Source organism: Paenibacillus sp. JNUCC 35, from assembly GCF_058269095.1.
Genome location: NZ_CM177771.1, coordinates 1,328,679 through 1,349,922 on the forward strand (window position 1 = coordinate 1,328,679; position 21,244 = coordinate 1,349,922).

At 57.2% G+C, this 21,244-nt stretch carries 19 protein-coding genes and 1 riboswitch; of the genes, 17 read left to right on the top strand and 2 right to left on the bottom strand.

What is annotated here, in order from left to right; all coding sequences use genetic code 11:
* Positions 1-124: 124 nt before the first annotated feature.
* The 3 genes from AC2TF6_RS05975 (at position 125) to AC2TF6_RS05985 (ending at position 3,806) form a co-directional block, all read left to right on the top strand.
* Positions 125-1,237 carry a sugar ABC transporter substrate-binding protein gene (locus tag AC2TF6_RS05975; protein ID WP_491310311.1) on the top strand — a complete coding sequence of 371 codons (1,113 nt, stop codon included), beginning with the start codon at positions 125-127 and terminating at the stop codon, positions 1,235-1,237.
* A gap of 72 nt (positions 1,238-1,309) precedes the next feature.
* Positions 1,310-2,830, top strand: a complete 1,521-nt coding sequence (locus AC2TF6_RS05980; protein WP_491310312.1) for a sugar ABC transporter ATP-binding protein — start codon at positions 1,310-1,312, stop codon at positions 2,828-2,830.
* On the top strand, positions 2,820-3,806 hold the full coding sequence (locus tag AC2TF6_RS05985; protein WP_009673127.1) for an ABC transporter permease: 987 nt from the start codon (positions 2,820-2,822) through the stop codon (positions 3,804-3,806). Before AC2TF6_RS05980 ends, AC2TF6_RS05985 begins: the two co-directional genes overlap by 11 nt.
* 90 nt (positions 3,807-3,896) lie before the next feature.
* On the opposite strand, the gene AC2TF6_RS05990 is transcribed toward AC2TF6_RS05985, so the two are convergent.
* Positions 3,897-4,316 (bottom strand): hypothetical protein, encoded by a 420-nt coding sequence (locus AC2TF6_RS05990; protein WP_491310313.1) that lies wholly within the window; start codon positions 4,314-4,316, stop codon positions 3,897-3,899.
* Between the two features lie 601 nt (positions 4,317-4,917).
* Between AC2TF6_RS05990 and AC2TF6_RS05995 the strand changes: the two genes are divergently transcribed.
* On the top strand, positions 4,918-5,952 hold the full coding sequence (locus tag AC2TF6_RS05995) for an AI-2E family transporter (protein WP_491310314.1): 1,035 nt from the start codon (positions 4,918-4,920) through the stop codon (positions 5,950-5,952).
* 690 nt (positions 5,953-6,642) lie between these two features.
* Here AC2TF6_RS05995 and AC2TF6_RS06000 read toward each other — a convergent pair.
* The gene (locus AC2TF6_RS06000) at positions 6,643-6,831 is read right to left on the bottom strand and encodes a hypothetical protein (protein WP_491310315.1); all 189 of its coding nucleotides are present in this window, start codon (positions 6,829-6,831) and stop codon (positions 6,643-6,645) included.
* Positions 6,832-6,972: 141 nt separating this feature from the next.
* On the opposite strand from AC2TF6_RS06000, the gene AC2TF6_RS06005 reads away from it, so the two are divergent.
* The 13 genes from AC2TF6_RS06005 to AC2TF6_RS06065 all read left to right on the top strand — a co-directional run bounded on the left by AC2TF6_RS06005 (position 6,973) and on the right by AC2TF6_RS06065 (position 21,229).
* Positions 6,973-7,836 carry a metallophosphoesterase gene (locus tag AC2TF6_RS06005; protein WP_491310316.1) on the top strand — a complete coding sequence of 288 codons (864 nt, stop codon included), beginning with the start codon at positions 6,973-6,975 and terminating at the stop codon, positions 7,834-7,836.
* Positions 7,837-7,968: 132 nt separating this feature from the next.
* Positions 7,969-8,127 (top strand): hypothetical protein, encoded by a 159-nt coding sequence (locus AC2TF6_RS06010; RefSeq protein ID WP_491310317.1) that lies wholly within the window; start codon positions 7,969-7,971, stop codon positions 8,125-8,127.
* A gap of 172 nt (positions 8,128-8,299) precedes the next feature.
* Positions 8,300-9,085, top strand: a complete 786-nt coding sequence (locus tag AC2TF6_RS06015; protein ID WP_491310318.1) for a glucose-1-dehydrogenase — start codon at positions 8,300-8,302, stop codon at positions 9,083-9,085.
* A gap of 19 nt (positions 9,086-9,104) precedes the next feature.
* Positions 9,105-10,793, top strand: coding sequence for a glycoside hydrolase family 13 protein (locus tag AC2TF6_RS06020; RefSeq protein ID WP_491310319.1), 1,689 nt, complete (start codon positions 9,105-9,107; stop codon positions 10,791-10,793).
* A 106-nt stretch (positions 10,794-10,899) separates the two neighbouring features.
* Positions 10,900-11,088: riboswitch (cobalamin riboswitch) on the top strand.
* A 357-nt stretch (positions 11,089-11,445) separates the two neighbouring features.
* On the top strand, positions 11,446-13,365 hold the full coding sequence (gene cobJ / locus AC2TF6_RS06025; RefSeq protein ID WP_491310320.1) for a precorrin-3B C(17)-methyltransferase: 1,920 nt from the start codon (positions 11,446-11,448) through the stop codon (positions 13,363-13,365).
* Positions 13,366-13,428: 63 nt separating this feature from the next.
* Entirely contained in the window at positions 13,429-14,499 is a 1,071-nt protein-coding gene (locus tag AC2TF6_RS06030; protein ID WP_491310321.1) for a sirohydrochlorin chelatase, read from the top strand.
* Positions 14,496-15,275 carry a precorrin-6A reductase gene (cobK, locus tag AC2TF6_RS06035; RefSeq protein WP_491310322.1) on the top strand — a complete coding sequence of 260 codons (780 nt, stop codon included), beginning with the start codon at positions 14,496-14,498 and terminating at the stop codon, positions 15,273-15,275. The genes AC2TF6_RS06030 and cobK overlap by 4 nt, the downstream gene beginning before the upstream one ends.
* On the top strand, positions 15,275-15,925 hold the full coding sequence (locus tag AC2TF6_RS06040) for a precorrin-8X methylmutase (RefSeq protein WP_009673181.1): 651 nt from the start codon (positions 15,275-15,277) through the stop codon (positions 15,923-15,925). Before cobK ends, AC2TF6_RS06040 begins: the two co-directional genes overlap by 1 nt.
* A 10-nt stretch (positions 15,926-15,935) precedes the next feature.
* Positions 15,936-17,072, top strand: a complete 1,137-nt coding sequence (locus tag AC2TF6_RS06045) for a cobalt-precorrin-5B (C(1))-methyltransferase (protein WP_491310323.1) — start codon at positions 15,936-15,938, stop codon at positions 17,070-17,072.
* Positions 17,069-18,325, top strand: coding sequence for a precorrin-6y C5,15-methyltransferase (decarboxylating) subunit CbiE (gene cbiE, locus AC2TF6_RS06050; protein ID WP_491310324.1), 1,257 nt, complete (start codon positions 17,069-17,071; stop codon positions 18,323-18,325). The genes AC2TF6_RS06045 and cbiE overlap by 4 nt, the downstream gene beginning before the upstream one ends.
* Positions 18,322-19,098: a precorrin-2 C(20)-methyltransferase gene (gene cobI / locus AC2TF6_RS06055; RefSeq protein ID WP_491310325.1), complete on the top strand. Its 777-nt coding sequence runs from the start codon at positions 18,322-18,324 to the stop codon at positions 19,096-19,098. The genes cbiE and cobI overlap by 4 nt, the downstream gene beginning before the upstream one ends.
* Positions 19,095-19,871 (top strand): precorrin-4 C(11)-methyltransferase, encoded by a 777-nt coding sequence (gene cobM, locus AC2TF6_RS06060; RefSeq protein WP_491310326.1) that lies wholly within the window; start codon positions 19,095-19,097, stop codon positions 19,869-19,871. The genes cobI and cobM overlap by 4 nt, the downstream gene beginning before the upstream one ends.
* Positions 19,868-21,229, top strand: coding sequence for a cobalt-precorrin 5A hydrolase (locus AC2TF6_RS06065; RefSeq protein WP_491310327.1), 1,362 nt, complete (start codon positions 19,868-19,870; stop codon positions 21,227-21,229). Before cobM ends, AC2TF6_RS06065 begins: the two co-directional genes overlap by 4 nt.
* Positions 21,230-21,244: the final 15 nt, after the last annotated feature.

Here is a 21,244-nt window from a genome sequence, read left to right on the forward strand (position 1 = left end):
GTGCGCCTAAAATTTTCGTTGACGAAAAGAAGGACGTACAGTATGATATGCCTTAATCCAACTGGAATACTTGGATTAAACAGAATCTTTTACACAGAAAATGAACAACGGGGGAGATGGAACTATGAAAGGGATACGCAAAGTTGTCCATGTTTTCACTATGATGATTCTCATCGTCGGTCTGGTGGCGGCATGCGGCAAAGCAAACACGGAGACAACTACGGGATCGGCCGCGCAGACACCTGGCGCCTCGCCGGCTGGCGGAGATAAAGCAAATGCCCTGGCGGGCAAGAAAGTCGCGCTGATTATGCGTCAGAATCTCGGAACATTCTCGGCTCAATACGTGGAAGGCGTGAAGGAGCAGGTTACCAAGCTTGGCGGTACGGTAACGGTGATTCCTGCGGACGGCGATCTGACGAAGATGGCCTCCAACCTCGATGCGGCCGTCAATCAGAAATTCGATGGTATTCTGCTCGATCACGGAACACCGGATGCCCTTCAGAACGGAATCAATAAAGCCGTGGAGAAGAAAATTCCGATCGTCGCATTTGATTCCAACGTCAAAGGACCCGGCATCGTGGCACTGGAGCAGAACGACCAGAAGCTGGCTGAACTGACGCTGGAGCAGCTCGGTAAAGACGCCGGCGGCAAAGGCAACATTGTCAAAGTATGGGTAGCGGGCTTCCCTCCGATGGAAAGCCGACAGATTGCCTACAAAGCTTTTATGGATAAGAACAAAGACATTAAAGAGGTCTCGACGTTCGGTAACGCGCAGAACCCGGCTTTGGATACGCAGGCGCAAATGGAAGCGATCTTGAAAAAGTATCCGAACAAAGGCGATATTACGGCCGTGTGGGCGGCTTGGGACGAGTTCGCCAAAGGCGCAACGCGCGCCATTCAGCAGGCGGGCCGCACGGAAATTAAAGTATACGGCATCGACATGAGCGACGAGGACCTTCAGCTCATTCAGGATGCGAACAGCTCCTGGGTAGCTTCGGCCGCTGTCGATCCGAAAGATATCGGACGCATTCAGGTCCGCTACCTGTATCAGAAGCTTCACGGGGACCAGACTCCGGAGAAAGTCATCCTGGAGCCGGTATTCGTTTCCCGCGACCAGCTGCCGAAAGACAAGAAAGTAACGACGGCGGAACTCAGCCAGTACGTGAAAGGCTGGGGCAACAGCCAGCAGGGCTATACCGACTGGCTTAAGGAAGCCGAGAAACAGTCAGGCAAATAAGAAGAATACGCGAAATCCCATCGGGTTGTTGACGATGGGATTTTGAAAGTTCGGGGAGGAGTACGGTTCATCATGACGATGACTTCACTATCCGTGCTGCGGATGAACGGCATAACGAAAACATTTCCGGGCGTAAAAGCGTTGTCGGAAGTGGATTTTGAAGTAAAAGGCGGAGAAATTCACGGGCTTCTGGGAGCCAACGGGGCGGGAAAAAGCACGCTCATGAAGATTTTGTCCGGCGCTTATACCGCCGACGGGGGAACGATCGAAATCGACGGGGCGCCCGTGCCGATTTCGTCGCCCAAGGATGCGATGCGTCAGGGAATCTTCTGCGTGTATCAGGAAGTCGACACCGCGCTCGTCCCGGAGCTCACGGTGGCGGAGAACGTGCTGCTGGACAGCGTCGCGCACGGGAGCGCCTGGCTCCGCTGGGGCACCTTGAACCGGGAAGCGGCGAGAATCCTCGCCTCGATAGGCTCGGACATCCCGGTGAAGCTGAAGGCGTCTCAGCTGACCATCGCGCAGAAGCAGCTCGTGCTCATCGCACGGGCGGTGGCTCATGCGGCGAAGTGCGTCATTTTCGACGAGCCGACGGCTCCCCTCAGCCTAGAAGAATCGGAGCAGCTATTTGCGATTATGGAACGGCTGAAGGCAAACGGCGTCGGCTGCGTATTTATTTCGCACCGGCTTGCGGAAGTGACCCGGCTGTGCGACCGGATCACGGTCATGCGGGACGGAAGCCGCGTGCTGACGAAGGCCGCCCAGGGCACCAGCCACGGCGAAATCATTGAAACGATGCTCGGCAAGACGTTCGCCGAGGAGTTTCCCAAGCTGCCGGCGGACCTGGGCGGGACGGTGCTGGAGGTCCGGGGGCTGCGCCGCGGAACGAAGGTGCGCGGGGTTGATTTCACGCTCCGCGAGGGCGAAATCCTCGGCATCGTGGGCCTGGTCGGCGCCGGTAAAACCGAGCTGAGCCGGCTGCTCTTCGGAGCCGACCGAGCCGACGGCGGCGAAGTCTCCCTGCGCGGCAAACGGCTTCGGCTCTCCGAGCCGGAGGATGCCGTCCGCGCAGGCGTGGTGCTTGTGCCGGAGGAGCGGCGCAAGCAGGGCGTGCTTGTGGAGGAATCGGTCCAGCGCAACTTGTCGCTGCCGATTCTCCGGAGCCTGAGCGCCGGCGGATTCATCCGCCGGCGCGAGGAGCGCGGCCACGCCGAGCGGCTGATCGGCCAGCTCGGGGTGAAGCCGTCGCAGCCGGAGCGGCCGGTGAAGCACCTGAGCGGCGGCAACCAGCAGAAGGTGGCCGTAGGCAAGTGGCTGCCGACGGACGCTTCGGTGTACATGTTCGACGAGCCGACGAAGGGCGTGGATGTCGGCGCGAAGAGCGACATTTTCCGGCTGATCGGACAGCTGGCGCAGGAAGGCAAGGGCGTTATCTACCTGTCCTGCGAAATCGCCGAAATTCTCGGGATCGCCGACCGGATTCTCGTGATGAGCTACGGCCGGATCACAGGCGAGCTCAGCCGCGAGGAAGCCACGGCGGAAGCCATTTTATCTTATGCCAGCGCAGGGGAGGCCGAACACGTTGAAAGATAAAGCACTGGACGTTTCGTTCCGCTACGGGACGCTTGTCGTCATCGCCGCGGTTTTTGTCTTTTTTTCCATTACGAACCCGAACTTCTTAAGTTATGATAATATTTTTGATATATTGCGTTCCATTTCTATTGTTACGTTTGTGGCGATCGGCGTCACGTTGTCGCAGATTGTCGACGGATTCGACTTGTCTGTCGGCTCTACCGTTTCCATTACGACCGTCGTGGCCGCTTCGCTGATGGTCTGGTACGAGCAGCCTCTGATCGTGGTTCTGCTGGTGCCCTTGGCGATCGGTATCGGAATCGGCCTGCTCAACGCCTTCCTTATTGTGAAGGTGCGCATTCCCGACCTGCTTGCCACACTGACGGTGATGTATATTATCGCAGGGGTGCACAAGACGTACACCAAAGGGTTTTCGGTCTACAACAACATGCCGATGCCCGACGGAACGACGGCAAAGGGTGTAGTGACGGAAAGCTTCAAATGGCTGGGCCAGGGAAAAATCATCGGCCTGCCGGTTCCCGTCGTCCTGATGATTATCGCGGTAGCGGCCGTCCATATTTTCTTGACGTATACGCGCTGGGGCCGTCAGCTCTATATTACGGGAGGCAATCGTGAAGCCGCCCGATTGTCCGGGATCGGCGTAAACCGGGTGCGGACGGCCGCCTACGTGCTCTCGGGGCTCTTCGCCGCGATAGGGGGAATCCTGTATGCGGCCCGGATCGGTTCGGGCCAGATCGACGCGGGGGCCCCGCTGCTCATGGAAGCGGTGGCGGCCGTGTTCGTGGGGTATTCCGTCCTGGGCGCGGGCAAGCCCAATGTAATCGGCACTTTCTTCGGAGCGGTGCTGATCGGCATTTTGCTCAACGGCTTGACGATGCTGAACGTGCCGTACTACTCCTTCGATATCATCAAGGGGGGCGTGCTTCTTGCGGCGCTTGCCGTTACGTTCGTTCACTTGAACCGCCGGCGTCAGTAGGCCGGCACGAACAAAAGACCTTGAAGGAAATCCTTCAAGGTCTTTTTTTGAAGATAAAGCGGCTCTTCCGAACCCCTCGTCAGGAAGATTTTAGTTGACGGTGGACAGATTGAGCGTATAATTTTTTCTTGTATCGACATTCAGGAAAGCTGGAGTCACTTTAACGTAAAAAGTAGTCCCGGACGCGCCGCCGTTCAGCGTAACCGATCCGTTGCCGCTTGCGGAGGACTGGTAAACAGGCACACCCAGCGGGGACAGTGTATATAACGTAATGAGGTAAGGGTAGCCGGAAGGAGACGTTAGCGTGACTTTGTGTACGCTGCCGGCCGGAACTTGGTCGGACCACCAGTCTCTGTCGAGCGATCCGCTCAGTTTGCCGTAGTTGTCTCCTTGGGACAAAACATTGGCGGTTGTGTAAGTATCGTTAGGCTCGGTTTCGGTGTTAGCGTAAGCGGAAGAGGCTCCTAAGGTCAGCAGGAAAAGAAGCGTGAGGACAACGATTTTTTTCATAAACGATACCTCCAGGTTATAATAAATAGTAGGTTGGCCAACCTACCTTAAAAAATAACATAAAAAGGTAGAATTGTAAATTTAGTATTTGTAAAAACATCCGCTTCATTGCCTCGATTAAGCTCTACAAGCAGAAAAAAAACAGCCAGCCCCGTTTATCAAAAGGAGCAGGCTGCTTTTACAACCTTCGGATTCTAGCAAACTTTCACTTTCCGGAGGTATAGAAAACCCGATTGTTAGACAGGATGTATAAGGAGAAAGAGTCATACCCGTTTTCCGGCCGTTGTGGTGCAAACAAGCCGGCTAGAGCCTCATGTACAGCAGCCAGCCCAAACTTCCGGCAATCGCGCCTGCCGCCACAGCGACCCAGAACCAGCCATTGTGCAGCAATTGCCGCAAAAATGCAGGAAGTTCCCGCATAAAACCGCCTCCTTTTTCATACTTTTTATCATAATCGCAAGGGCAGGGGCGTGCCGCCCGCAATTTTTGCTGAAAGTTCTGAAATACCGGAACCATCTCCCCGTCTTTACGTTATATAGTAGAGAGAGTTAGAGCGGGCGGAAAGGCCCCGAGTTTTGTGAGGATAGGAGCACACCATCACATGTTTACCAAACAATATTTTCAAAGCAAAGGTTTCCGGAGGATTTTGATCTTCGCCCTGCTTGCCCTTATTCTTTATGCTATGCAGAGTATGATCAATCTCATTCTGCTTACGTTCATCTTCGCTTTTCTGATGGACCGTATGCAGTCGTTCGTCTCATCCAGGCTGAACCGGTATATGAGAGTGGACCGGCGCTGGATCGTTGCGATTCTGTACGTGGTTATTCTGGCGCTGCTGGGGATCGGAATGTACAGGTATTTGCCTGTCGTGGCCATCCAGGTATCGCAGGTCGTCAGGCAGCTGTATGAATTTTATACGCAGCCGCAGGACAATGAGGTGCTCAGCTATATCATCAACCTGATTAAACCTTACATTGAACAGACCGAGCTCTCGAAGTATATGAATCAGGGATTCGGCTTTGTGTTCAAATCGGTGACCGACATCGGAAAAGTGCTTCTGCATGTGTTCATCGCCCTGCTCCTCAGCCTGTTTTTCCTGCTCGAGAAGCCGAGAATCATCCGCTTTACCGCGAAGTTCAAAGACAGCAAAATCGCGGCGTTTTACGAAGAGGTGGCCTATTTCGGCAGCCGTTTTGTCCACTCTTTCGGTAAAGTGCTGGAAGCTCAGTTCCTCATTGCGCTCGTAAATGGGATTCTGTCCGTTATCGCGCTGTGGATTCTCGGTTTTCCTCAGCTGTTCGGCCTCGGCCTGATGATTTTCCTGCTGGGCCTCGTCCCAGTGGCGGGCGTCATTATATCCCTGATTCCGCTCTGTACGATTGCTTACAGCATAGACGGGATCATGATGGTGGTATATGTGCTTGTCCTGGTCGCTGTTCTGCACGCCCTGGAAGCTTATATGCTGAATCCGAAGCTGATGTCCGCCAAAACGAACCTGCCCGTGTTTTACACCTTTATCGTCCTCATCTTCTGCGAGCATTTTATGGGTGTGTGGGGACTGATTATCGGGATTCCGATCTTTATGTTCCTGCTGGACGTACTGGATGTGACCCGGGAAAAAGAAACCGTTGCTTAAACCGAAAAGAGCAAGCGTCCCTTAAAGGGATGTCTTGCTCTTTTCGGTTATGCTGCTGCCAATCGGTCAGCCGGTAGAACGGGCCGCGGTACCGTCGCCTTCCGGATGTATCGGGAAGGCATGTGCCCTGCATGCTGACCCAGCGCTATGACCGGATTCGCCTGAATCGTGTTTTGAACCGGATGGGCGCAGCTGATCGAAAATAGGTGTTGAAAAAAGTAAGTCATCTATGATATAATTTGTAATTGTATTGTTAAACCCTCTTTTTTAGTTCCTCTTTTATGAATAACATTCCTCCACCGAATCAAATTCCAACAACCCTAAGAATTTGTTTACCGTGTTACTTGATTCACACTGGCGCGGTCATCGGAGCCGCAAGGATGAAAGAGAGGCAGGGCTTTCATTGTTTTAGGAACACTAATTGGTCATTTCTTTATTCAGAGATCATTAGGAACTAGAAAACAAGGCCGTTTCTTCGAGCCTTCTATATGAGTATACTAACGACATTTTCTATAGAAACGGCAGTGGGTTTCTTTCCGCCATAGTAGCCATGGCACAAGGAAGAAGCAGATGGACACATAACCGCTACAGGCAGTAAACGAACATACGAAAAACCCGTCAGCATGGCTGGCGGGTTTTTTCTGTTTCCGGTTGTTTTTGCGGTGCTCGTTTTTATCTCAGCAGTCGATTTCAAATGAATTTGAAACGGCGTTTCAGCAGAAAACGGAGAATGAAATAAACCGCAGCTCCCCCCAAGAGGAATGCAAAGCAGTAGGCATAATTGTACGCGCCGCTTTGCTGATATTGATAGTAGGCGTACGTGAAATTTTTGGCGACAAGCCCGGCAAAACAAGCTCCGCAAACTACGACGCTCCACAAAAAGTAAGGCTCCAGACTGGGAAAAGCATTTTTCCGGATCCTTAACGGTGCTGAAGAAGAGAAGTTGCGATTTTGGCCTTCCGGCCGGAGACATGTTAATATCAAGTACAAACGAAACCGGAGAAAGGAAAAGGAAACACGATGGACCCCAATCCGAAGATGACACGCAGAGCCTTTCTGGCAAAAGGCAAATTTCTGGCAGGCGCTTTGTTGGCAGCCCCTTTTGTTTCCTACGGATACGCGCGGTTTGCCGAACCGCGTTGGATCCGCACCAAGCATGTCCCGCTGGAGCTGGAACGGCTGCCGCAGGCGTTCGATGGCGTACGTGTCGTCCAGTTCAGCGATGTTCACGTCGGACCCTATCTGGCGCCCGGAGATCTGCCGCAGCTTGTGGACATGATCAACGCGCTGAAGCCGGATTTGCTGTGCTTCACCGGCGATTTGTACGATTACCGCGTGTATGACGCTTCCGCAGTCAGTCAGGCATTGGCGGCACTCAAGGCCCCGCTGGGTAAATTCGCGGTACTCGGCAATCACGATTATTACGGCTCACCCGGGGAGACGGAGAAGGTGCTGAAGCCGGGAGGCTTCGAGCTGCTCACGAACCGGTCCGTCGCGGTCGGCAAAGACAAGGCGCTGATCCGGGTGGCCGGCGTCGATGACATGTGGGAAGGCCGCCCCGATCTGAACCGGGCGCTGAAAGGCGTACGTCGAGACGACTTCGTGCTCCTGCTGTCCCATGCCCCGGATTTCGCGGATATCGCGCTGGAAGCGCCGGTTGATATGCAGCTGTCCGGGCACAGCCACGGGGGGCAGGTCCGGCTGCCGTTCTACGGCGCGATTACGACGCCGATGTACGGACGGAAGTATGTCGACGGCTTGTACAAACTCGGCGGGGGCAAGCTGCACGTGTACACGAACCGGGGCATCGGCATGACGATGCACCCCGTCAGGTTCTGGTGCCGGCCTGAGCTGACGGTGTTCACGTTAAAAAAGCGCTTGTAACGCCCCATAGGACGGCAGCACCGGCGGAGTATCACTTAATTTAGCCGAATGCGGGCTGACATCCACTCCATCTTAGCGGAACCTCATATAGTGTACGGTAAGACATTAACTCACCGAGAGGGGATACGAAAGATGGGTTATGTTGGAGGAGTAGGCGGAGTAGGCGTAGGTGGCGTAGGAGGCTACGGAGGCGGAGGCTACGGAGGATACGGGGGCATAGGCACGAGCGTAGGTGCGATTCTGGTTCTGTTCATTCTGCTGGTTATTATCTCCCGCACGTTCCTGTACTAATTTCCTTATAAGTTCCGGCGGCCGGGTTAACGGCCGTAAGCGTTCATGAACAAACTCCAGGCTGCTTGCAGCCGGGGTTTGTTCTTTTTTTATGCGTTTTTTCCTTCTAAAACGTTTAATTAAGGTGGAGGTCTTCTGTGAGGCCGCATTCCAAAATCAAGGAGGTACCGCCATGTATAAGGATTTGGAAGGAAAAACGGTTGTCATCACGGGAGCGTCCACGGGGATAGGAAGAGCGGCTGCGGTCCGTTTCGGCCAAGAGAAAGCGAATGTCCTGATCAATTACTTAAGCCATGAAGAAAACATTCCCGCCTTGATCGCTGAAGTGGAAGCCGCGGGGGGCAGAGCGCTGGCCATCCGGGGAGACGTGACCAAAGAAGAGGACGTGAAGAAGCTGGTGGAAACCGCCCGTGAGCATTTCGGTTCTCTGGACGTGATGATCAACAACGCGGGAATCGAGAATGAAGTTCCTTCTCAGGAGCTGTCCACCGACGATTGGCGCAAAGTGCTGGACGTGAACCTGACCGGGGCGTTTCTCGGCAGCCGGGAAGCCATCTCCTATATGCTGGAGCATGAAATCAGAGGGGCCGTTATCAACGTTTCAAGTGTGCACGAAATGATCCCTTGGCCCCATTTCGTCCATTATGCGGCGAGCAAAGGCGGCATCAAAATGATGACTGAAACGCTGGCGCTGGAGTTTGCGCCCAAAGGAATCCGGGTGAACAATATCGGGCCGGGGGCGATCGACACGCCCATCAATGAATCCAAATTCGCCGACGAGCAGGCGCGCGCCGGCGTGGAAGCCCTCATTCCGATGGGATATATCGGCAAACCGGAAGAGATTGCGGCCGTAGCCGCCTGGCTGGCTTCGTCGGAGTCCAGCTACGTCACCGGCATCACGCTGTTCGCGGACGGAGGGATGACGAAATATCCGTCGTTCCAAGGAGGAAGAGGCTGAGAGAGAGGAGAGAATTCACATGAACCAAACATGGTGGAAAGAAAGCGTCGTGTATCAGATTTATCCGTCCAGCTTCAAAGATTCGGACGGGGACGGCCGAGGAGACCTGCGCGGGATCATTTCCAAGCTGGATTATCTCGCGGAGCTTGGCGTCAACGTCATCTGGCTGTGTCCCGTTTACCGCTCGCCGGGCGCCGACAACGGCTACGATATCAGCGATTATTACGAGATCGATCCGCAGTACGGCACGATGGAGGATTTTGACGAGCTGCTTCTGGAAGCGCGCAAGCGCGGGCTAAAAATCATGATGGATCTTGTGCTGAACCATACCTCCGACCAGCATGCCTGGTTTAAAGAATCGCGTTCTTCCAGGGACAATCCCAAACGCGACTATTATATCTGGAGGAAGGGGAGAGAGGGGCTCTTCCCGAACAACTGGGAGTCCTACTTCAGCGGAAGCGTCTGGGAGCACGACCCGGAGACGGATGAGTATTACATGCATCTGTATTCGAAGCATCAGCCCGACCTCAACTGGGAGAACGACGAAATGGTCGACGAGCTTTTCCGGATGGTGCAATGGTGGCTAGGCAAGGGAGTCGACGGTTTCCGCTTCGATGCCATCGCTCATATCGTAAAAGCGCAGGGGCTGCCGGATGCCGATAATCCCCGGCATTTGCCCGTTGTGCAGGCTTACCAGCTTTTTTCGAATCTGGAAAAGGTACATACGCTGCTGCACAAACTCAATGACCGGGTGCTGTTTAACTACGACATCATGACGGTCGGCGAAACATCCGGACTGGGTCCGGAGCAGGCGCTGGATTACGTGGGGGACGAGCGCCATGAGCTGAACATGGTTTTCCAGTTCGAGCATATGAATCTGGATGCGGCTTCCGCCGGGACGGGCAAATGGGAGTCGAAGCCGTGGACCCTGCTGGAGCTGAAAAAAGTGATGAGCCGCTGGCAGACGGTCCTTCACGGCAAAGGCTGGAACGCCAACTATCTCGGCAATCACGATCAGCCCCGTCCCGTTTCGAGGTTCGGAGATGAAGGCCGGTACCGGGTGGAATCGGCCAAAATGCTGGCTGCGTTTCTCCTGACGCTGGAGGGGACGCCGTATATTTTTCAGGGGGAAGAATTCGGTATGACCAATGTCGCGTTCGATCTGATCGGCGATTACCGCGATGTGGAAACGATCAATTACTACAAGCAGGCCAAGCTGCTTGGCAAGCCCCAGGACGAAGTCATGAAGGCGATCTGGAAAAAAAGCCGGGACAACGCCCGCACCCCCATGCAGTGGGACGATACGGCGAACGCCGGATTTACGACGGGGGAACCGTGGATCAAGGTCAACCCGAATTATACCGGGATCAATGCGGCGGCAGCGGCAGCAGATCCGAAGTCCGTCTACCACTACTACCGCAGCCTAATCGCGCTTCGCAAAAAGCATCCCGTCATCGTTTACGGCGAATACAAGCTTCTGCTTCCGCTGGACACGGAAATTTATGCGTATACGCGGACGCTGAACGGGGAGAAGCTGCTGGTGATTCTGAACTTTTTCGACGGAACGCCGGAGTTTACATGGCCGGAAGAGCTGGGAAAGGGGAAGGACGCGGAGCTTCTCATTTCAAATTACGATCCCGTCTCCGGCGAAGATACCGGCGTCCTCAAACTGCGGGCTTATGAAGCCAGAGTTTATCTGCTCGGTTGAGGGGGAGCGTTTATCGGCATAGACAAGTTCTTTGACCGGATGTTATGATGAACAGAACACAATCGAATATGGTAAAAACAGGTGCGGAGCCCATTCGAACGGATCAGACAGTCCATAAGAACCGGGTTCGGCTTAAAACGGGAAGTTCGGTGAAAGACCGACGCGGACCCGCCACTGTAAGGAGCCCCCTGCAATCGCAGGGAAAATTTTTTTCGGCATCAACGTCACTGGATTTTCCGGGAAGGCGCCGAAGAAAGCTCCGAGCCAGGAGACCTGCCTGTTTAAATAACACTAGATAACCTACGAGGATTTAGGGAGGTGTTGAGAACGGCTGAATCGCTGCCAACGGCGGCTTGCCGGAACGTGGGCGTACAAGATTGCCCGGGGCCGGCGACTGTGCGGGTTGGAAGCATATGCGGGATATTCCCGCTTAATGGCTCGAAAGTTCGAAGCATTTCTATCCGAAGAGGGTGGAAATGCTTTTTTTATTGTCCGGACGAGACGGGAAGGCAAACGGCAGGTCGCCGGAAGGCGCACCGCCGTGCATATAGAAGGCCGCCTGTTCGAAGCGGACAGGAAGGCCGGACTGCTTGATAACGGTTGTTCAGCGTAAGCGCTGGAGCTTTTTTTACAGGGAAGAGGAGGAATGGGAATGGCCGGTAAACTGCTTATCATCGGATTTGGCCCCGGGGACGAAGCCCATATTACAAAACGCGCGCGCGAGGCGATTTCGGAAAGCGAAGTCATTATTGGCTATAACACTTACGTGGATCTGATACGCAGCCTGATCGACGGCAAACAGGTCGTGCGTACGGGCATGACCGAGGAAGTGAGCCGTGCGCAGGAAGCCGTCAGACAGGCGGAGGCCGGACGTAAGGTGGCCGTTATATCCAGCGGAGATGCGGGCGTCTACGGTATGGCGGGTCTCGTGTACGAGGTGCTGATCGAGAAAGGATGGAAGCCGAGCGATGGCGTGGAAGTCGAAATCGTGCCCGGCATCTCGGCGATCAACTCGTGCGCTTCGCTGCTTGGAGCTCCCGTTATGCACGACGCATGCACGATCAGCCTCAGCGATCACCTGACGCCGTGGGATCTCATCCGGCGCAGAGTCGAAGCGGCCGCATCCGCCGATTTCGTCATCGCGCTGTACAACCCGCGGAGCGGCAGAAGAACACGCCAGATCGTGGAGACGCAGCAGATTTTGCTGAAACACCGCTCTCCCGATACTCCGGTGGGTATCGTCAAAAGCGCCTACCGCGACAGGGAGCACGTCGTGCTGACGACGCTTGCGGAGATGCTGGAGCATGACATCGGCATGCTTACTACCGTGATCATCGGCAACTCCGCGACCCGCAACTACGAGGGACTCATGATTACGCCAAGGGGCTATCAGCGCAAGTATACGCTGGACAGCGATATTCAGCCCCTGCGCCCTCATGAGCGTCTCCGGCGGGAAGCCGAGCCGTGGGCTCTGGAGCAGGAAGCGGAAACCGGCGCGGAAACGGAAGCGGCCCTGACGGGACAGCCCGGTACCGCTTTCCGGTCCGCGGAGCAGCGGGAAGCCGGCAGCGCCGGTCTGCCGTCCTTCTTCGACGAGGACGAGTACGGGGATGACGGCTACGGCGAATACAGCCCCGAAGCCGAAGGGACCGGTACTGCCGACGACTACGACCGCGAAGATTCGCCGGTCCGCATACAAGCGGCCGGGACACGGTCCGCGTACGATACGCCCGCGTCTTCGGGGGCCGGGGAGTACGGGGACTCGGCGGTTGCGGTCGCCGTACGTCCGTCTGCCGCACCTGCGGCTTCCTTCGAAGCTTCGGCTCCTACCGCGTATGAGCTTGCGGAAGAGGCGCTCCGTCTCGTGACGGGCGAGCCCGTCGGAACGGCTCCCTCCGCTTCCCCAAGCGGATTTTTCCGCCAGCAGGCTATTCTCGAGTTCGCCGTCAGCCCCGGACTTGCGAACAAAAACCTGACTGCCAAACAGCTGATGGTCCTCGCGGCCGCTGTCGGCGATACAGGAACGATGGAATATACGCCTCATCATCAGCTGCTCGTCAAGCTGCGGACCGACGATCCCGATTCCGTAACGAAACGGCTTCGCGGAGAAGGGCTTCTGCTGGCTCCGGTCGGCGATGTGGTCCAGGTCAAAGCCTGCGACTTCTGCAATATGGACAAGGGCGACGCCGTGCCGTATGCGGAGGAGCTTCACGATCTTCTGGGCGGAGCGGCCGTGCCCAAAGAGATGAAAATCGGTTTCAACGGCTGCGGCATGGCCTGCTACGGCGCGGTGAAGGAAGATATCGGCATCGTGTACCGCCGGGAGAAGTTTGATCTGTTCCTCGGGGGGAAAACGGTCGGCCGCAATGCCCACGCGGCGCAGCCCGTTGCGGAAGGCATCGAGCCGGACAAACTGGTCGAGACCATAGAGCGGATCGTCGCCCGGTACCGGAACGAAGGGCACCCGAACGAACGGTTCCATAAGTTTTTTGCCCGCGTAAAAGAGCTGGAAGGCTACCGTCACCGGGAAGTCCCCGCTTTTCAAATCGAAAACGCTTTGTGCGGAGATTAACGAACCCGTAAACATGAGGAGTTCTTTTCAATACAGGGATACAAAAAAAAGGAGGCAGAACCGATGGATGCGGTACTGTTTGTAGGTCACGGAAGCCGTGACGCGGAAGGGAACAGCGAGGTCCGGGCGTTTGTAAGCCGGCTCGCCGAAACGATGGAGCAGGCCATTATCGAAACCTGTTTTCTGGAGCTTGAAAAACCGACAATTTCGCAAGGGATACAGACTTGCGTCAATAGAGGAGCCACACGAATTGCCGTGGTGCCGATCATTTTATTTTCCGCCGGTCATGCCAAAATTCATATTCCGGCTGCCATTGACGAAGCGAAAGAGCGTTACCCGGGCGTGCAGTTCATTTACGGGCGGCCGATCGGCGTACATGAAGGTGTAGTCGACATCATGACGGCAAGGCTGGGCGGGGCGGACCGGTTCCGCGAGGAAACGCCGGGGGATACCGCCGTGCTGGTCGTCGGACGCGGAAGCAGCGATCCCGATGCGAACAGCGAGCTGTTCAAAATTTCCCGCCTGCTCTGGGAAAAGCTCCAGGTTCCTTGGGTCGAAACGGCATTTATCGGCGTAACGGCGCCGCTTCTGGAGAACGGGATCGAACGCTGCCTGAGATTGGGCGCGAAGAAAGTGATCGTGCTTCCTTATTTTCTTTTTACGGGGATTCTGATCAAACGGATGGAAGGCATGCTGCTCGACTTTTCTCTGCGCTATCCCGATTGTACGTTTGAGATGACCGATTATTTCGGCCTTGATCCGATTCTTGGCGGCATTCTCCGCGACCGCGCGGGCGAGGCGCTTCAGGACGAGGTGAAAATGAACTGCGACATGTGCTCCTTCCGTCTGGAAGCGATGAAACATATCGATCACCACCATCATCACGACCACGATCATGATCACCACCATGAACACGATCATCACCACGGGCACCATCATGACCATGAGCACGATCACGGCCATGCACACGAACACGTTCACGGCCATGAACATCACGATCATGAGGCGCACGCGCATAACCACGCGGACGACCGCCGTGCCGCAGGTGAGGCCGGCGCCATCGGCGGCGAAGCGTCCCAGTCTGCGCCGGGCCCTGTAGCCGCAGGCGCGGCCGGCCAGGAGGGAGGACGATGATCCTCCTCCTGGCCGGCACGAGCGACGCCCGCGAGCTCGCGGTGCTGCTGGCGCAGGCCGGGCACCGCGTGCTGGCGACGATCGTCACCGACAGCGCCGCCAAGAGCCTGACCGACGCCGGCATCGCCGCCGCCGTCGGTCGCCTCGACGCCGAAGCCCTGGCGGCGCTCATCCGGCGCGAAGAGGTCTCGCTCGTCGTAGACGCGAGCCATCCCTTCGCGGAGGAAGCCTCGCGCAACGCCATGGCGGCGTCGAAAGCGGCGGCTGTGCCGTACGTCCGCTACGAACGCGAAGGGTCGGACCTGCAGGTCCGGCCCGGCATCGTGTTTGCGGACGATTACGCGCACGCCGCCGAGCTGGCGGCCGTTTGCGGCGGTGTTGTCATGCTGACGACGGGCAGCAAGACGCTGCATATTTTTGCCCGGCGTCTCGGCGGTCTGCCGGACGTGAGGCTCGTCGCCCGCATGCTCCCGCGTCTTGACAATATGGAGAAGTGCGAGGAGCTGGGGATCGAGCAGCGCAATATCGTGGCGATGCAGGGTCCTTTTTCCAAGGAATTGAACAAGGCGCTCTATGCTCATTACGGCGTGACGCTGATGATTACCAAAGAAAGCGGAAAAGTCGGCGCGGTGGACGAGAAGCTGGAAGCGGCTCTGGAGATGGGGATCGAGACGATCGTGATCGGCCGTCCGGGCCTGGAATACGGCATTCATTTTTCCGATTATGAGGGCGTGCTGAAAGCGGCCGCCGATCTTTTGCAGGAGGTATCTTCCTAATGGACTTTCGTACCGAATTTAAACCGCTGACGGTTCAGCCGCAGGAAATAGAAGCGAAAAGTTTTGAAATGATTACGGAGGAGCTGGGTTCTCACGACTTTACCGAGGAGCAGTACCCGGTTGTCCAGCGGGTCATTCACGCATCGGCCGATTTCGAGCTGGGCCGAAGCCTTGTTTTTCATCCCCGTGCCATAGAAGCCGGGATTGAAGCGATCCGGGCGGGCCGCACGGTCGTGGCGGACGTTCAGATGGTGCAGGTGGGAATCAGCAAACCCCGCATCGAGAAATTCGGCGGCAAGGTCAACGTTTACATCTCCGATCCGGACGTGATGGAAGAGGCCAAAAGGCTGAACACGACACGCGCGATCATTTCGGTCCGCAAGGCGATCCGTGAAGCGGAAGGCGGGATTTTCGCCATCGGGAATGCTCCTACGGCTTTGCTGGAGCTGATCCGTCTGGTCAAGGAAGGCGAAGCGCGCCCGGGACTTATCGTAGGCGTTCCGGTCGGTTTCGTATCCGCGGCGGAATCCAAAGAAGAGCTGCTTCAGCTCGACGTGCCGTTCATTACGAACATCGGCCGCAAAGGAGGCAGTCCGGTCGCGGTCGCGGCAGTCAATGCGCTGTCTCTGATGGCAGAGAAGCGGGGGTAAGCTTACGCCTATGGAAGAGCAGGCAGCCAAACCGCTCCGCCACGGCTACACGACAGGCTCCTGTGCCGCGGCTACGGCCAAGGCGGCTCTGACCGCGCTGATCGAGCAGGAGCTGCAAAGCGAAGCGACGATCCGGCTGCCGATCGGGGAGGTCGTCACGTTCACGATGACGGCCTGCTCCGTCGGAGAGGAATCGGCTTCTGCCGAGACGGTCAAAGACGGGGGCGACGACCCCGATGCGACTCACGGCGCCCGGATTATTACCGAGGTGAAGTGGCTATCGGAACCCGGGATCGTCATCGACGGCGGAATCGGAGTAGGCCGGGTCACGAAACCGGGTCTGCCCGTTCCGGTCGGCGAGGCGGCGATCAACCCCGTTCCGCGCAAAATGATCCGGGAAGCGGTAGAAGACGTCCTGAACGTTTACGGTTCCGACCGCGGCGTTCAAGTAGTCGTTTCCGTTCCGGACGGCGAGGAAATCGCGAAGAAAACATTGAACGGCCGTCTGGGGATCATCGGCGGCATTTCTATTCTGGGAACGCGGGGAACCGTCGTCCCTTTTTCCACGTCGGCCTACAAAGCGAGTGTGGCCCAGGCGATCCGCGTCGCCGTACGCTGCGGCTGCGAGCACATCGTGCTCTCGACCGGAGGACGTTCGGAGAAGTTCGGCATCGACCTGTATCCCGGGCTGTCGGAAGAAGCTTTTGTCGAGATGGGGGACTTTGTCGGCTTCGCTTTGAAGCAGTGCCGGGGCCAAGGCGTGAAGAAGATTACGCTCGTCGGCATGATGGGCAAGTTCTCTAAGCTGGCGCAGGGCGTCATGATGGTCCATTCCAAAAGCGCCCCGGTGGATTTCGGGTTTCTGGCCGAGCTCGCGGAAGCGGCCGGCGCGGATGCCGAGCTCATCGGCGAGGTGCTCTCGGCCAACACGGCCTCCCAGGTGGGGGACCGGATGCAGGAGCTGGGCCTGACGGCTTTCTTCGAGGAAATGAGCAGCCGCTGCTGCCGGGAAAGCTTGAAGGAAATGGGAATGGAGCAGACGGCGCGGGAGAACGACGGATCTGTCACGATTGAAACGTTCCTGATCTCCATGAAAGCCCAGCTTCTGGGTCAGGCTGTTTTATACGGAAAGGGGAAAGACAAGTGAACAAACCCATTAAAGTGATCGGGATAGGGGACAACGGAGCGGACAGCCTGCTCCCGGCGTACCGGCAGTGGATCGAGGAAAGCGAGGTGCTGGTCGGAGGGGAGCGGCATCTGGCTTTTTTTCCGGATTACCGGGGGGAGAAGAAGGTGCTGAAAGGCGGCTTGTCGGCAATAACGGACCAGCTTGCGGCAGAGGATCGGACGGTTGTCGTGCTGGCGTCGGGCGATCCCCTGTTCTACGGCATCGGCTCCCTGCTCGCGCGTAAGCTCCAGGTAGAGCTGTATCCGTACCTGAGCTCGCTCCAGCTTGCTTTCGCCCGGATGGGCGAGAGCTGGCAGGACGCGCACGTCGTGTCCCTGCACGGCCGCAGCATCAAGGGCCTTGCCCAGCGAATCGACGGCAGGCCGAAGGTAGCGCTGCTGACGGACGAGCATAATACGCCGGCCGCTATCGCCGCTTATCTGCTCGAGTACGGCATGACCGAATACGGCGCCTTCGTAGCCGAAAATGCCGGGGGAGCCGCCGAGCGCACGGGCTGGTACGAGCTGGAGCAGCTTGCGCGTACCGAGTGCGCTCCGCTTAACCTGGTGGTGCTGAAGCGTACGGGTCCTTCACCGGTCTGGCCGCTCGGCATTTCCGATGAGCAGTTCGCCCAGCGCAAGCCGGACAAAGGGCTTATCACCAAACGCGAGGTGCGCGTGCTGAGTCTTGCCCAGCTCGCTCTCCGGCCGGACAGCGTGGTGTGGGACATCGGGACCTGTACCGGCTCCGTTGCCATCGAAGCGGGAAGAATCGCCCGCGAGGGAGCGGTTTTTGCCATCGAAAAAAACGAGGGAGACCTCGCCAACTGCCATGCAAACGCGCGGCGTTTCCGGGTCGATCTGATGGCCGTGCACGGAAGGGCGCCTGAAGGACTGGAGGCGTTCCCCGATCCCGATGCGATTTTCATCGGCGGTACCGGCGGAGAGATGAGAGAACTCCTGCGCATCTGCGCTTCGCGGCTGAAGAAAGGGGGCCGCATTGTGCTTAATGCCGTCACCATAGAGAATTTAAGCGATGCGATGCGCGCTTTTGCCGAAGAAGGGATGCGGACGGACATCCAGCTCGTCCAGATTTCGCGGAGCAAGCCGATTTTGCAGCTGACGCGTTTTGACGCGCTGAATCCGGTCTATATCTTGACGGCCGCGCACCCTCCTGAAGAGAACACGGATACATTCGACATACCTGTAGAAAAAGGAGACACAGCCACATGAGCGAATATGCAGCAAGCGGCCCCCGTTCGGGTGGTGCCGGGCAACCCGCGAATCGCGCGGAATCAAGCGGAACAGGGACCCTGTACGGGCTTGGAGTCGGTCCGGGGGACCCGGAGCTTCTGACCGTTAAAGCGTTCCGCATTCTCAAGCAGTCCCCGGTAATCGCGTACCCGCGCAAAAAAAGCGGTGCCCAGAGCTACGCGCTGAAGATTGCGGAGACTTACGTCGATACGACGGCGAAGGAAATGCTGGGGCTGACTTTTCCGATGACGAAAGACCGGGAAGCCCTCGAAAAAAGCTGGAACAAGACGGTGGATGCCGTATGGGAACATCTGGCCGCGGGCCGGGATGTCGCGTTTCTTACGGAAGGCGATCCCATGCTTTACAGCACGTTTATCCATATGATGCGTTTTCTCAAGCAGCGCCATCCCGAAGCGAAAACCGTATCGGTCCCGGGCATTTCTTCCGTCAACGCCTCGGCATCCCGGCTGGGCATTCCGCTGGCCGACGGAGACGAGCGGATCGCCATCGTTCCGGCAACGGACGATTACGGGGCGGTCCGGGAAGCGATCGAAGAGCACGACTGCGTCGTGTTTATCAAGGTGGCGAAAGTGATCGATCTTATGCTGCAAGTGCTCGGGGACCTCGGTCTTACGGACAAAGCGGCCGTGCTCACGAAAGTGACGTCCGCCGAAGAATCCGTCTGGCTGGATGTGCGGGAGCTCCAGGGCCGGCAGCTTGAATATCTGACTTTGATGGTGGTGAGAAAATGAGCCGTGTGGTTATTATCGGCGCGGGGCCCGGAGACCCCGATCTGATCACGGTAAAAGGACTTCGTCTGCTGCAGGAGGCCGATGTCGTCCTGTATACAGATTCACTTGTTAACGACGACCTGATCGCCCGGGCCAAACCCGAGGCCGAGGTGCTCAAAAGCGCGGGCATGGAGCTGGACGAAATGGTCGCCCTTATGATCAAGCGGGTGGAGGAAGGAAAGCTGGTCGCGCGCGTTCATACGGGCGATCCTGCCGTGTACGGAGCGATTATGGAACAGATGACTCTGCTCAAAAAAGCAGGCGTTCCCGTAGAAATTATTCCGGGCGTAAGCTCGGTATTCGGCGCCGCCGCAGCGCTTCAGGCGGAACTTACGATTCCGGACCTCACTCAGACGCTCATTCTGACGCGGGCGGAGGGCAGAACGCCTGTACCGGAAGCCGAGCAGCTTCGTGAGCTGGCCAAGCATCACTGCACCCTGGCTTTGTATTTAAGCGCAACTCTGGTCAAAAAGGTCGTCGGAGACCTGCTGGAAGCGGGCTGGAGCAAGGATACGCCGGTAGCCGTCGTTCAGAAAGCAACCTGGCCCGACCAGTTGATCGTCCGCACGACGGTGGAGAATCTGGAAGCGGATATGCGGAGCAACGGGATTCGCTCCCATGCGATGATTCTTGCAGGATGGGCGCTGGACCCTCATATTCACGATAAGGAATACCGCTCGAAGCTGTATGACAAATCGTTTACGCACCGCTATCGCCGCGGGGTGAAGCCATGATTTCCCTCCAGGAAGGAATCGCGCCGGAAATCCGGGTACGCTCCGATTACGCGGTTATCGCCATCACGAAGCACGGGGTGGAGCTTGCCCGTAACTTGCTCCGGTCTTTCGGCGGCGTGGACGTGTATTACATGAGCAAATTCTCGCGCGGCGATGAGGACGTTGTCTTTGCCGGTAGCGCGGAGGAATTAACGTCCGCAAGCGCAGACGGGGGCCGGGCCGCGGGTTCCAGCGAGGCTGGAGCTGAGGCATCGGCCCGGGCGGCAGCCGCAAACGCGGCGGTATCCCCGGCTGGTATCGCATCCGCCGGTACGGCCGGGACCACGCCAGTCGATGCGGCTGTAGTCGGAGCGGCTGCTCCCAACACAGCAAGCAGCCCTTACGGGGGCATCCAATTGTTCGAAGGCAGCGTCAGGATGCTTTTTCCCGCGTTATTTCCCGCGTATAAAGGGATTATCTGCATCATCTCGCTCGGAGCCGTAGTACGCATGATTGCGCCGCTGCTGCAGGACAAGAAAAAAGACCCGGGCATCGTCGTCATCGACGACAAAGGGGAACATGTCATCAGCGTGCTGTCCGGACATTTGGGCGGCGCGAACGAGCTGGCCCGTGAAGTCGCCGCCGCGATGGGGGCCCGTGCGGTCATCACGACCGCTTCGGATGTCCAGAAAACGATCGCCGTCGATTTATTCGGCCGCCGGTTCGGCTGGGAATGGGAATCCGCCGACAAACTGACCCCGGTCAGCGCTTCGGTAGTCAACGAAGAGCCGGTCGCCGTCGTCATCGAATCCGGGGAGCCGGGCTGGTGGACTCTGGACACCCCCGTTCCGCCAAATATCCGTAGCTACGGCAGCGTGCAAGAGGCGCTGGAAGCGGCGCCGCATGCGGCGCTCGTCGTCACGCACCGGCTGCTGTCATCGGCCGAGCAAGCGATTCTGAGCAACGGCGTCCTTTACCGGCCGAAGGTGATCGTACTCGGTATCGGCTGCAACCGGGGAACCCCGGCGGAAGAGATCGAAGAAGTGATCGCCTCCACGCTGGCCGAACTGGATTTTTCGATCCGCAGCGTGAAGACGGTGTGCACCATCAACCTGAAGGCGGATGAGGAGGGGCTTTTGGCCGTTTGCGGCAAGTATGGCTGGCCTTTGGTCACTTATACGCCGGAGGAGCTGAACGAAATGCCGATGAATCAGCCGTCTCCTACCGTGTTCAAATATACGGGCGCGTACGGGGTCAGCGAGCCTGCTGTCCAAAGATACATCGGCGGCTCCGTCCCCTTGGCCCTTGTGAAGAAAAAATCGGGAAACGTAACGATTTCAGTCGGCATTCAGCCGTTCACGGAAGAGCTTCCCCAGTAAATAACGGCACATGGA

Excerpts from the sequence above, each read along its gene's own strand:
- AC2TF6_RS05975 (WP_491310311.1), top strand. The coding sequence starts at position 125 with ATGAAAGGGATACGCAAAGTTGTCCATGTTTTCACTATGATGATTCTC.
- AC2TF6_RS05980 (WP_491310312.1), top strand. The coding sequence starts at position 1,310 with ATGACGATGACTTCACTATCCGTGCTGCGGATGAACGGCATAACGAAA.
- AC2TF6_RS05990 (WP_491310313.1), bottom strand. The coding sequence starts at position 4,316 with ATGAAAAAAATCGTTGTCCTCACGCTTCTTTTCCTGCTGACCTTAGGA.
- AC2TF6_RS05995 (WP_491310314.1), top strand. The coding sequence starts at position 4,918 with ATGTTTACCAAACAATATTTTCAAAGCAAAGGTTTCCGGAGGATTTTG.
- AC2TF6_RS06005 (WP_491310316.1), top strand. The coding sequence starts at position 6,973 with ATGGACCCCAATCCGAAGATGACACGCAGAGCCTTTCTGGCAAAAGGC.
- AC2TF6_RS06010 (WP_491310317.1), top strand. The coding sequence starts at position 7,969 with ATGGGTTATGTTGGAGGAGTAGGCGGAGTAGGCGTAGGTGGCGTAGGA.
- AC2TF6_RS06015 (WP_491310318.1), top strand. The coding sequence starts at position 8,300 with ATGTATAAGGATTTGGAAGGAAAAACGGTTGTCATCACGGGAGCGTCC.
- AC2TF6_RS06020 (WP_491310319.1), top strand. The coding sequence starts at position 9,105 with ATGAACCAAACATGGTGGAAAGAAAGCGTCGTGTATCAGATTTATCCG.
- cobJ (WP_491310320.1), top strand. The coding sequence starts at position 11,446 with ATGGCCGGTAAACTGCTTATCATCGGATTTGGCCCCGGGGACGAAGCC.
- AC2TF6_RS06030 (WP_491310321.1), top strand. The coding sequence starts at position 13,429 with ATGGATGCGGTACTGTTTGTAGGTCACGGAAGCCGTGACGCGGAAGGG.
- cobK (WP_491310322.1), top strand. The coding sequence starts at position 14,496 with ATGATCCTCCTCCTGGCCGGCACGAGCGACGCCCGCGAGCTCGCGGTG.
- AC2TF6_RS06040 (WP_009673181.1), top strand. The coding sequence starts at position 15,275 with ATGGACTTTCGTACCGAATTTAAACCGCTGACGGTTCAGCCGCAGGAA.
- AC2TF6_RS06045 (WP_491310323.1), top strand. The coding sequence starts at position 15,936 with ATGGAAGAGCAGGCAGCCAAACCGCTCCGCCACGGCTACACGACAGGC.
- cobI (WP_491310325.1), top strand. The coding sequence starts at position 18,322 with ATGAGCGAATATGCAGCAAGCGGCCCCCGTTCGGGTGGTGCCGGGCAA.
- cobM (WP_491310326.1), top strand. The coding sequence starts at position 19,095 with ATGAGCCGTGTGGTTATTATCGGCGCGGGGCCCGGAGACCCCGATCTG.
- AC2TF6_RS06065 (WP_491310327.1), top strand. The coding sequence starts at position 19,868 with ATGATTTCCCTCCAGGAAGGAATCGCGCCGGAAATCCGGGTACGCTCC.